At 37.7% G+C, this 11,884-nt stretch carries 5 protein-coding genes, 2 tRNA genes and 3 pseudogenes; all 10 read left to right on the top strand.

Going from position 1 to position 11,884, the window contains the following annotated elements:
- Positions 1-9 precede the first annotated feature (9 nt).
- The 10 genes and pseudogenes from aroL to gshA all read left to right on the top strand — a co-directional run bounded on the left by aroL (position 10) and on the right by gshA (position 11,860).
- Positions 10-531 (top strand): shikimate kinase AroL, encoded by a 522-nt coding sequence (gene aroL, locus AACL31_RS16535; protein ID WP_310512803.1) that lies wholly within the window; start codon positions 10-12, stop codon positions 529-531.
- An 82-nt stretch (positions 532-613) separates the two neighbouring features.
- A pseudogene (aas, locus tag AACL31_RS16530) lies at positions 614-2,760 on the top strand (bifunctional acyl-ACP--phospholipid O-acyltransferase/long-chain-fatty-acid--ACP ligase).
- Positions 2,760-3,980: a lysophospholipid transporter LplT gene (lplT, locus tag AACL31_RS16525; RefSeq protein WP_310512802.1), complete on the top strand. Its 1,221-nt coding sequence runs from the start codon at positions 2,760-2,762 to the stop codon at positions 3,978-3,980. The pseudogene aas and the gene lplT overlap by 1 nt, the downstream one beginning before the upstream one ends.
- A pseudogene (pncC, locus tag AACL31_RS16520) lies at positions 3,977-4,478 on the top strand (nicotinamide-nucleotide amidase). The gene lplT and the pseudogene pncC overlap by 4 nt, the downstream one beginning before the upstream one ends.
- A 105-nt stretch (positions 4,479-4,583) precedes the next feature.
- Positions 4,584-5,566 (top strand): annotated as a pseudogene (gene recA / locus AACL31_RS16515) (recombinase RecA).
- A 762-nt stretch (positions 5,567-6,328) separates the two neighbouring features.
- Positions 6,329-8,962, top strand: a complete 2,634-nt coding sequence (alaS, locus tag AACL31_RS16510) for an alanine--tRNA ligase (RefSeq protein WP_310512801.1) — start codon at positions 6,329-6,331, stop codon at positions 8,960-8,962.
- Between the two features lie 222 nt (positions 8,963-9,184).
- The gene (csrA, locus tag AACL31_RS16505; RefSeq protein ID WP_310512800.1) at positions 9,185-9,370 is read left to right on the top strand and encodes a carbon storage regulator CsrA; all 186 of its coding nucleotides are present in this window, start codon (positions 9,185-9,187) and stop codon (positions 9,368-9,370) included.
- 565 nt (positions 9,371-9,935) lie between these two features.
- Positions 9,936-10,028: transfer RNA gene (locus AACL31_RS16500), tRNA-Ser, on the top strand.
- A 10-nt stretch (positions 10,029-10,038) separates the two neighbouring features.
- Positions 10,039-10,115 (top strand) — tRNA-Arg (locus AACL31_RS16495).
- A gap of 185 nt (positions 10,116-10,300) precedes the next feature.
- The gene (gene gshA / locus AACL31_RS16490) at positions 10,301-11,860 is read left to right on the top strand and encodes a glutamate--cysteine ligase (protein WP_310512799.1); all 1,560 of its coding nucleotides are present in this window, start codon (positions 10,301-10,303) and stop codon (positions 11,858-11,860) included.
- Positions 11,861-11,884: the final 24 nt, after the last annotated feature.

Genomic DNA, 11,884 nt, shown 5'->3' with positions numbered 1-11,884 from the left:
CGACTTGATATGCTTTATCTTATTGGACCAAGAGGTGCAGGGAAGACAACAGTAGGAAGAACGTTAGCTGAATCTAGGATGTGTCATTTTTTTGATACCGATTTGTTAGTTAAACAAAATGCTAAAATAAGTATTGCCGAGTTAGTTGAACGAGATGGTTGGGATTGCTTTCGTGATTTGGAGTCCAGCGTGTTGCGATCAATACAACAGCCAAATTCAGTGATCTCAACGGGAGGAGGGATTATTTTACTGAAAGAAAATCGTGATTTTATGAAAAAAAATGGCTGTATTATTTATTTACAAGCTCCATCTGATGTATTGATTAGGCGTCTGTCTGCTGATCCTGAAATTTCACAACGACCAACATTAACAGGTAAGCCCTTAGCAGAAGAGATAGCTGAAGTAATGAATGAAAGAGAAGGTTACTATTTAGATACCGCTGATTACATTATTGATGCCGACTTACCGACGACAAAAATTGTTTACCAAATAGACCATTTTTTGCAAAACGATAAAAAATACTTTGTATGATCTCAATTTTGCCATGTTAGTCATCTTCGGTGAAAGATGTACTCTAAAATGATCAATAACATTAAGGAGTAAGGAAAGAGATATGCTGATAAAATTATTGCGCGCAATATTCCAGTTTTTTTTCGCGTGACTGTGGTTGGTGAAATAAAACTTAAAGAATATGAGCGATGTTTAATAACACCTAATCATGTCTCTTTTTTAGACGGGATCCTACTCGCTCTTTTTTTACCTATTCGCCCGCTTTTTGCTGTTTATTCATCTATCGGCACACCACGCTTTATTAAATTATTAAAACCCTATGCCGATGTTGTTCCGCTTGATCCTGCCAACCCAATGGCTATTCGAACTTTAGTTAGAGAAATAGAAAAAGGGCGTCCGATCGTCATTTTTCCTGAAGGAAGAATTAGTGTTCATGGTTCACTGATGAAAATTTATGATGGTGCTGCTTTTGTGGCGGCAAAAACAGCTGCTAAAGTTATTCCGATTAGAATTGATGGACCTGAATTAAGTTATTTCAGTCGGTTGAACGGCATTTTTAAGCTTAAATATTTTCCTAAAATAACATTAACGATTTTACCAGCAACAAAAATTGCCATGCCTGAGGCGAAACGAGCGGCAGACCGTCGTCGGCTGGCGGGAGCACAACTTTATAAGATTATGAAAGAGGCTCGATTGCATAGCCGTTGCCAGCAAACATTAATGGAAGCTTATTTTGCTGCGATGAAACGTTTTGGCCGTTTCACGGGTTGTATCGAAGATATTAGTTTTAAAGAAGACAGCTATCAAAGTTTTCTCAAGAAAACCTTAGCGGCTGGGCTTATTATTGAACGTTATACCAAACAACATGAGCATATCGGTTTACTTTTACCTAATGCAACAATGACGGCGGCTACTATTTTTGGCGCAATATTACGTGGCCGGATCCCTGCCATGATGAATTATACTGCTGGTAGCAATGGCTTAAAAAATGCCATCAAAGCGGCATCCATTAAAACAATTTTTAGTTCTCGTCAGTTTATTGAAAAAGGTAAGTTATCACATTTGCCTGAACAGGTTACTGAAGTCAATTGGATTTTTTTAGAAGATCTGCAAAATACCCTGACTTGGCAAGATAAAAAGTGGATCCTATATCACTTACTATTGCCAAAAAAGGCGCTTATACCAGCAAAACCAGATGATGCGGCATTGATTCTTTTTACCTCAGGATCGGAGGGAACGCCTAAAGGGGTAGTTCATAGCCATACCAGTTTATTGGCTAATGTAGAGCAAGTTAAAACAGTGGCTGATTTTACCCCTAAAGATCGATTTATGTCCGCATTACCGCTTTTCCATGCTTTTGGGCTGACGGTAGGTTTATTTGTTCCTATTTTTTCAGGTAGTCATGTCCTCCTTTATCCTAGTCCACTCCATTATCGGGTGATCCCAGAGTTGGTTTATGACAAAAATTGCACAGTACTTTTTGCTACTCCTACTTTTCTGGCACATTATGCCCGTTTTGCTCACCCTTATGATTTTGCGCGCGTGCGTTATGTTGTTGCAGGGGCTGAAAAACTTATTGAAAGCACAAAAAAAATTTGGTTCGACAAATTCGGTATCCGAATACTTGAAGGCTATGGCGTGACCGAATGCGCCCCCATTGTATCAATCAACGTTCCTATGGCGGCTAAAGTTGATACTGTTGGTCAAATTTTACCTGGTATTGAAACCAGACTACTGCCGGTGTCAGGTATTGAGAAAGCCGGCCGTTTACAGTTACGTGGCCCAAATGTCATGAAAGGCTATTTACGAGTCGAGGATCCTAATCATTTAGAATCGCCTCATGCCAAAAACAGCCAAGGAGAGAATGAGGAGGGATGGTATGATACCGGTGATATTGTTGAACTTGATAATGATGATTATTGTATTATCCGTGGTAGAGCAAAACGTTTTGCAAAACTAGCAGGTGAAATGGTTTCACTAGAAACAGTCGAGCATCTTGCTGGCAGTTTATCACCCCACGCTCAGCATGGCGTGGTTATCAAAACTACCAATAATAAAGGTGAAAGCCTGATCTTATATACCACCGATAACACATTAGATCGTCGTCGATTATTAGCGGCAGCAAAAGAAAAAGGCTTACCTGAATTAGCGGTACCAAGAGATATTCGCTACCTAAAAACATTTCCTGTACTTGGCAGTGGAAAACCGGATTTTGTGGCGTTAAAAAAAATCGCGGATGAGGAGTCTTGATGAAAGATTTAATAGTATCGCCGCCGCTATTAACTAGAGGTATAAAAGCGCTACTTTTATCTCAATTTTTTTCTGCTTTTGCTGATAATGCCCTATTATTTGTCATTTTAGCGCAACTCAAAGCCGCGTTTTATCCCGACTGGAGCCAACCTATCTTACAAGTGGTGTTTGTTTTTACTTATATTATATTAGCGCCTTTTGTGGGACAAATAGCAGATTGTTTTGCTAAAGGTCGGGTCATGTTATTAGCTAATATTAGTAAGTTGATCGGAGCGGTAGGCATTCTGTTAGGACTGGATCCTTTTCTCTGCTATGGTTTAGTTGGCATTGGTGCTGCAGCTTACTCGCCAGCAAAATATGGCATCTTAGCTGAGCTCACCACTGGCAATAATTTAGTTAAAGCAAATGGTTTTATCGAAGCTTCGACAATAGCGGCAATTTTGTTTGGTTCTGTTGCGGGTGGTTTTTTTGCCGATATCGATCTGTTATTTGCTTTAGCTATGTGTGTCCTGTTTTATGTAATTGCGGTGGTGATTAATTTATATATTCCTCGATTAGCGCCGGCTAAAAATAAACAAAAATGGGTTTTTCGCCAGCTAATTTTGAATTTTATTGGTCTATTTAAAACACTTTGGCGTGATCATGGCGGGCGATTTTCTTTAATTGGTACCAGTCTTTTTTGGGGCGCCGGTGTAACACTGCGTTTTTTATTAGTGCTCTGGGTGCCAATAGCACTTAATATTACCGATAATACTACACCTACATTGTTGAATGGGGTGGTGGCAATAGGTATCATCATTGGTGCCGGATTTGCGGCACATATCATTACACTCAATAAAGTTAGTCGTTGTATGCCGGTAGGGATCTTTATTGGTGTGATAATTATTATTTTATCAATGCAACAACATCTTTTTTCTACTTATTTGATCCTTATTATATTAGGTGTTTTAGGTGGTTTATTTATTGTTCCGCTTAATGCTTTGCTACAAGAAAAAGGCAAACAGACGATTGGTGCAGGTAATGCTGTCGCTATTCAGAATTTAAGTGAAAATACCACTATGCTAATTATCTTGGGCTTTTATTCATTAGCGCTCAAAACAGGTATTTCTATTATTACGATAGGAATAGTGTTTGGTATAACCTTTGCAGCAGCAATCGGCATCCTCTGGATTTGGTATCTATATCGCAAGATGTATGAAAAAGGAAAATGGCTAAAATGAATAGTGAGCAGCTGCTCTATGAATTAAGTAATAATCTTGCTAATAGCCTAAAGGAACAGGGTAAAACAATAACTTGTGCAGAGTCATGTACAGGAGGATGGATTGCTAAAGTCATTACTGATATTTCAGGTAGTTCTGCCTATTTTCAGCGAGGTTTTGTTACTTATAGTAATGAAGCTAAGCATGATATGCTAGGTGTGAGTAAAAATACGTTGCATAAATATGGTGCTGTTAGTGAACAAGTTGTCATAGAGATGGCAGAAAGAGCGTTAGCTAGCGCTAATGCTGATTTTGCGGTTTCAGTTAGCGGTATTGCTGGCCCTGATGGTGGTACTGATGAAAAACCGGTTGGTACAGTTTGGTTTTGCTAGCAAATCTCTTTCTGTTGCAAGGATAGTAACTCGTTGTTGCTTGTTTAAAGGCGATTGTATTCAGATCCGACGCCAAGCCGTGATATTTTCATTAACAACACTATTGAAAGAAATAATCAAAAATTAACTTGATACTGGATGGTTATACAGTATAATTATCAACAACCGATATCAAATCGTCTTATCTGCAGTGAAGTATTATCTTCACTTCATTGCTCGGGGGAGTTAAACAATGGCTATTGATGAAAACAAACAGAAAGCACTCGCTGCCGCATTAGGTCAAATTGAAAAGCAATTTGGTAAAGGATCAATTATGCGCTTAGGTGAAGATCGTTCTATGGATGTAGAAACTGTCTCTACCGGTTCATTATCTCTTGATGTCGCCTTAGGTGCAGGAGGCTTGCCATTAGGTCGTATTGTTGAAATTTATGGCCCAGAATCTTCCGGTAAAACCACGTTAACATTACAGGTTATTGCGGCAGCTCAACGTGAAGGTAAGACTTGTGCTTTTATTGACGCAGAACACGCTTTAGATCCTATTTATGCCAAAAAACTTGGTGTTGATATTGATAATTTACTTTGTTCACAGCCGGATACGGGTGAACAAGCACTAGAGATTTGTGACGCTTTAACACGGTCTGGGGCAGTAGATGTTATTATTGTCGATTCTGTAGCAGCTTTAACACCAAAAGCTGAAATTGAAGGTGAAATTGGTGATTCACATATGGGGCTAGCTGCTCGTATGATGAGTCAAGCGATGCGTAAGTTAGCCGGAAATTTAAAAAATTCTAATACACTATTAATTTTTATTAATCAGATCCGAATGAAAATTGGCGTTATGTTTGGCAATCCTGAAACAACCACCGGCGGAATCGCGTTAAAGTAGTAAAAAATAAGGTTGCGGCTCCTTTTAAACAAGCAGAGTTTCAAATCTTGTACGGAGAAGGGATTAATATCTATAGTGAGCTTATTGATCTAGGGGTGAAGTATAAATTGATTGAAAAAGCGGGTGCCTGGTACAGTTATAATGGCGAGAAAATAGGTCAAGGCAAAGCAAATGCGACAGTTTATTTGAAAGAACGCCCGCAAATTTACACTGAATTAGATAAAAAATTACGGGCTATGTTGCTTAATCACGCTGGTGAATTTAGTAGTGCCGCTTCTGATTTTGTGACAGAAGCGGTAGAGGAAACTTCATTACCAGAAGAATTTTAACTTAATAAATAAAATTGATTAAATCTATGGGCTATATTCGATCTGGATATGGCCTTTTGCTTATTATAAATTAGTTATTAATACAAGTTAGATTGAATTATGATTTGAAACACACTTTAGTAAAATAGTCTTGGAATTTACAATATTATTAACAATTAATGGATATGATTAGTTCATTTTTTACAAAAAGTGCTTTGTTTTGTTATATATATAGCAAATTGTTATTATTGGCTTAATATATTCAGGCGCAGTTTTTGATTAATTTGTGTTAGACTTACGCTATTGCTTTCCTTAATCTTCTATTTAGCTGATAACTATAGCTTATACGTAATTTAAACTAAGTGAAATTAGCCACTGGAGTTATCTATTGGCAATTATCTTTCTAAATGTAGATGGAGACAAAATTTAACCGCTTTGTCCCGATAATAGGAAAATAAATATAATGAAATAGTGTTAATGTAGTGTTAGTTTCCCTGCATAATAGTTAAATCGTTTTATGTTAAACTAATCAGACTAGTCGTTGTTGTATTAGTTAGAAAACGATATATTTAGGGAAAGATGTACCTATAAAGCCTGAGCATTTGAGCGATGTATTAATACTCGTCAGTTAGTAGATCCTTGTCACCGATTTAGTCATAAAACAATTTAAGGATTTCTCAGGTTTGCCAGGTAAAAATGCCGTCGGTAACTTGATTGATGATAAAAATGTGTTTATCACATCAAGTCATAGATCTATTTTTCCAGCTTGATTTCAGGATAATTATGAGTAGTAAAAGCACCGCTGAGATCCGTCAAGCGTTTCTCGACTTTTTTCATACTAAAGGGCATGAAGTTGTACCTAGTAGTTCGTTAGTACCAAATAATGACCCAACATTATTGTTTACTAATGCAGGCATGAACCAATTTAAAGATGTATTTTTGGGATTGGATAAAAGAGCTTATTCTCGAGCAACAACTGCACAGCGTTGTGTTCGAGCTGGAGGCAAACATAATGATTTACAGAATGTTGGTTATACCGCTCGCCATCATACTTTTTTTGAAATGTTAGGTAACTTCAGCTTTGGTGACTATTTTAAACAGGATGCAATCAAATATGCCTGGGAACTACTGACAAGTGAGCAGTGGTTTAATTTACCCAAAGAGCGACTTTGGATCACCGTTTATCACACTGATGAGGAAGCTTATAAAATTTGGCAGCAAGAAATTGGTATTCCTGCTGAGCGTATTATTCGGATAGGTGATAATAAGGGTGCCCCTTATGCTTCTGACAATTTCTGGCAAATGGGGGATATTGGTCCTTGTGGCCCTTGTACAGAAATTTTTTATGATCATGGTGAACATATTTGGGGAGGGCCGCCAGGGTCACCTGAAGAGGATGGTGATCGCTATATTGAAATCTGGAATATTGTTTTCATGCAATTTAACCGCCAGTCTGATGGCAGTTTAAATGCACTTCCAACACCTTCTGTTGATACAGGCATGGGCCTTGAACGTATTGCCGCAGTATTACAACATGTTAACTCAAATTATGGGATTGATTTATTTCGTCAATTAATTGCTGCTATTGCTAAAGTGATTGCTTTATCGGATCTGAATAATAAATCATTACGCGTCATCGCTGATCATATTCGATCAAGCGCTTTTCTTATTGGTGATGGTGTATTTCCTGCTAATGAAGGACGTGGATATGTATTGCGTCGTATTATTCGTCGAGCGGTTCGTCATGGATATATGCTAGGAGCGAAAGAGACATTTTTCTATAAATTAGTTGCACCATTAATTCAGGTAATGGGTAATGCAGCTGACGAGCTAAAATCTCAACAAGCAACGATTGAAAAAACATTGAAGAATGAAGAGGAACAGTTTGCTCGTACTTTAGCGCGTGGATTGCAACTACTGGATGACGAATTAGCACAATTACAAGGCGACACTTTAGCTGGTGAAATCGCATTTCGGTTCTATGATACTTATGGTTTCCCATTTGATTTAACCGCTGATGTTTGCCGTGAACGCGATATTAAAGTCGACGAGTTAGGTTTTAACGCTGCGATGGAGCAGCAAAGAGATCGAGCTCGAGAGTCGAGTGGATTTGCGACCGATTATAATGATGCCATTAAAGTAGATAGTCATAGTGATTTCTCAGGCTATGAAAATAACAACCAACAAGCTACAGTAACGGCTATTTTTCATCATGGTAAGCCTGTCAATGTATTAAACCAAGGTGAAGAAGGGATTATTATTCTTGATAAAACCTCTTTTTATGCTGAGTCAGGTGGTCAGGTTGGTGATAGCGGTATACTTAGCAATAGCCATTGTCAATTTGCTGTGTCTGACGCACAAAAATATGCTCAAGCAATTGGACATATTGGTAAGGTAATGACTGGCTCAATAGCGGTAAATAATTCGGTCGACGCAGGAATTGACATTGAACGTCGTAACGCTATTCGTCTCAATCACTCAGCTACCCATTTGTTGCATGCCGCTTTGCGTGATGTATTGGGAAATCATGTAAGCCAAAAAGGATCTTTAGTGAATGAGAAATATTTGCGTTTTGATTTTTCTCATTTTGCTGCAATGACGCCGATGCAAATACGCCAAATAGAAGATATCGTAAATTATCAAATTCGTAAAAATGACCCTATTATAACGACATTAATGGATTTAGAGGCGGCAAAAGAAAAAGGTGCGATGGCGCTTTTTGGTGAAAAATATGATGCACAGATACGCGTTCTTAGTATCGGCGATTTTTCTATTGAGTTATGCGGCGGCACTCATGCCAATCGGACTGGCGATATAGGATTATTTCGTATTAGCAGCGAATCAGGTACGGCAGCAGGAATTCGGCGGATAGAAGCTATAACCGGACAAGTTGCTATAGATGATCTTCACCAGCAATCCAATTTATTGGCTGAAATTGGCCAATTAATGAAAGGTGATGCTAATAATCTAATGGAAAAAATTAAAACGACATTAAATAAAGTTAAGTTATTAGAAAGGTCGTTAGATCAATTAAAAGGGCAACAAGCTGCCCAAGAAAGCGTTTCTTTAAGTCAACAAGTTAAAAAAATAAACGGAGTTAACCTATTAGTTACTCAGCTAAATAACACTGAGTCTAAACAGCTACGTATCATTGTTGATGACTTAAAAAATCAATTAAAATCAGCAATTATTGTGCTTTCTACTATAAGTAATGATAGAGTCAGTCTAATTGTTGGTGTAACCAATGATTTGACTGCTAAAATAAAGGCTGGTGATTTAATTTCATTTGTTGCGCAGCAAGTAGGCGGAAAAGGGGGTGGTCGCCCTGACATGGCTCAGGCGGGCGGCTCTAATACAACAGCACTTCCTGCTGCATTAGCATCAGTTGAAGAGTGGGTTAATTCGCGCTTGACATGAATTAACCATGAGGGTTGCATAACTTAATTATGCAACCTTTAACGGATTGTTTTTAAATGACCTAAGTACAAAATTATATTTTTAGCTACAATATTAGTATGATGATTGCTTTAGGTTAAATACTTTAGGTGAATATCATTGCTTTACGTTTTCACGGTGTGTGATGGATAATAGCGGGGAAACCTAGAGACCCGACTCTTTTTAATTTTCAAGGAGCAAAGAATGCTTATTCTGACTCGTCGAGTTGGTGAAACGCTCATGATAGGCGATGAGGTAACAGTAACGGTGCTGGGTGTAAAAGGCAACCAGGTACGTATAGCGGTTAATGCACCCAAAGAGGTTTCTGTTCACCGTGAAGAAATTTATCAACGGATCCAAGCTGAAAAAAGCCAGCCCAATAATCAGTAATTTTTAGTAAAGCGTTCATTCTTAGGTATATGTTAATTATATTTATAGAATGAGCGCTGTTTCTTATTGCCATCTATTTTATGTCTGTATTTTTTCAAGCTTAGTATCCTATAAAACCAATTAGATAGATTGTAAAAAATGTCTTTTTTTTAGTATTTTTTTACATTATGAATCAAATGCCGGATTTTAATTGTTAGATACCAACGCATTTTTTAAAATACTTACAAATAAATCAATAGATTATTAGCTGACATAATTTATAAAAAGAAAATATTTAGGTTAACTATTTTACTCTGGAATAGTTTTCTTTATTAAAGGATAAAAACCTACTTTTGATCTGTTTTTTTCTGTTAATCTTCCTGTTTTGACGATTTTTTATTGGTGAATATAGAATGCCATATTATTTTATTTCGTTGTTAAACTACTCATCTTGATTGTGAAATGTGCAAACGAACTAAAGAACGTAAAAAGATCGGAAAAATTGTTTGACTTCTAAGTCTGGGAAAGTAATATGAGCGCCACGCAACATAGAGATGGTTTGAAATTGTCTCGTTGCTTATTCGATGGTGAGGTGGCCGAGAGGCTGAAGGCGCTCCCCTGCTAAGGGAGTATGCGGTTAATAGCTGCATCGAGGGTTCGAATCCCTCCCTCACCGCCATTTTGATAGTGCATCCATAGCTCAGCTGGATAGAGTACTCGGCTACGAACCGAGCGGTCGGAGGTTCGAATCCTTCTGGATGCGCCATATCATAAAACCCTGTCAATTAACGGCAGGGTTTTTTGTTTTATAATTAAAATGTGTTTGTTAATAAAATATACGATTACTTTAGTGATTTGCTCTAGATAATCTAGACGGCGACAATTTTAATTATTTACTCTAAAGTAACTTTTCTAAAAGTAAAAATAACGAACGGATAACGGGAGGTCAATTTGATCCCGAATGTATCAAAAGCGCTATCATGGTTAGAGACACGTCCTAATATTTTACATGGTCTTCGTCGAGGTATTGAACGTGAAACACTGAGAATTACACCAACAGGCGGACTGGCTAAGTCTCCTCACCCTGATAGTTTAGGGAAAGCGTTAACTCATCCATGGATCACGACTGACTTTGCTGAAGCTTTGTTGGAATTCATCACCCCAGTTGATAATAATATTGGGCACGTTCTAGCATTTTTAAGAGATTTACATCGTTATACAGCACGTCATCTTGATCATGAATTGATGTGGCCATTAAGTATGCCTTGTTTTATAGAGAGCCAAGATAACATTAAACTGGCTCAATATGGTGTTTCTAATATTGGTCGTTTTAAAACTTTATATCGGGAAGGATTAAAGAATCGTTATGGGGCGTTAATGCAAACAATTGCAGGGATCCATTATAATTTTTCTTTACCGATTGAATTTTGGCAAGCGTTGGTTGGTGTTAAGGATGCCAAAAGTGGTAAGGATGAAATTTCTGCTGGTTATTTTCGACTCATTCGTAATTATTATCGCTTTGGTTGGGTTATCCCCTATTTATTTGGCGCCTCGCCTGCAATTTGTGGTTCTTTTTTGCATGGAAATGCCAGGCATCTTCCTTTTGAGAAGACAGCTAAAGGAACCTATTATCTCCCTTATGCCACATCGCTACGAATGAGTGATTTGGGATATACCAACAAATCCCAAAGTGATCTGAAAATCACCTTTAATGATCTAACGACTTATGTTACTGGTCTTAAGCAAGCAATAAAACAGCCTTCTCCCGAGTTTACAAAATTAGGTATATACAATAAAGATGGTAAACATTTGCAGCTGAATACCAATATTTTACAAATTGAAAATGAGTTATATGCGCCGATTCGACCCAAACGAGTGCTTATTGGTGATGAGTCGCCATCCGATGCACTGTTAAACAGAGGAATCGAATATATTGAAGTTAGAGCTTTGGATATTAACCCATTTACTGCCATTGGTATTGATGAAGCGCAGATCCATTTTCTTGATCTCTTTTTAATCTGGTGTGTATTAGCGGATGCGCCCGTGATGGATGAAAGAGAATTAAATTGTTGTCGCACGAATTGGAATCGAGTGATCCTTGAAGGTCGTAAACCTGGACAAATAATCGGTGTGGGTTGTGGTGAATCAATGAGACCTTTAAAAGAGGTAGGGCAGATATTATTTGATGATTTAATTAGAGTTGCTGATGTGTTAGATGTTAGTGGCAATACACGATATCGTGAAATTTGTTCTCAATTGATAGCAATGTTTGAAAATCCAGATCTTACTTATTCTGGCCAAATATTATCCCCGATGATTGAACAAAGTATTAGTCAATATGGTTTGCAATTGGCTAAGACCTATCATCAACAATTAAGCAATGAACCTTATGAAGTGATTACTGAAACTGAGTTTACTAATGTTCGTCACACCTCGATTAGCAAACAGTTTGCAATTGAACAAGCGGATAAAATAAGTTTTGAGCGTTACTTAAAGGCCCATATCGGGTAAGAATAAAGAAATGGCCACTTTGAA

This window comes from Arsenophonus endosymbiont of Crataerina pallida, from assembly GCF_964020125.1.
Taxonomy (GTDB): Bacteria; Pseudomonadota; Gammaproteobacteria; order Enterobacterales; family Enterobacteriaceae; genus Arsenophonus; species Arsenophonus nilaparvatae.
This window is presented reverse-complemented; position numbering and strand designations above follow the sequence as displayed.

Bases quoted from the DNA above. Each gene is read 5' to 3' on its own strand.
- aroL (WP_310512803.1), top strand. From the start codon at position 10: ATGCTTTATCTTATTGGACCAAGAGGTGCAGGGAAGACAACAGTAGGA.
- lplT (WP_310512802.1), top strand. From the start codon at position 2,760: ATGAAAGATTTAATAGTATCGCCGCCGCTATTAACTAGAGGTATAAAA.
- alaS (WP_310512801.1), top strand. From the start codon at position 6,329: ATGAGTAGTAAAAGCACCGCTGAGATCCGTCAAGCGTTTCTCGACTTT.
- csrA (WP_310512800.1), top strand. From the start codon at position 9,185: ATGCTTATTCTGACTCGTCGAGTTGGTGAAACGCTCATGATAGGCGAT.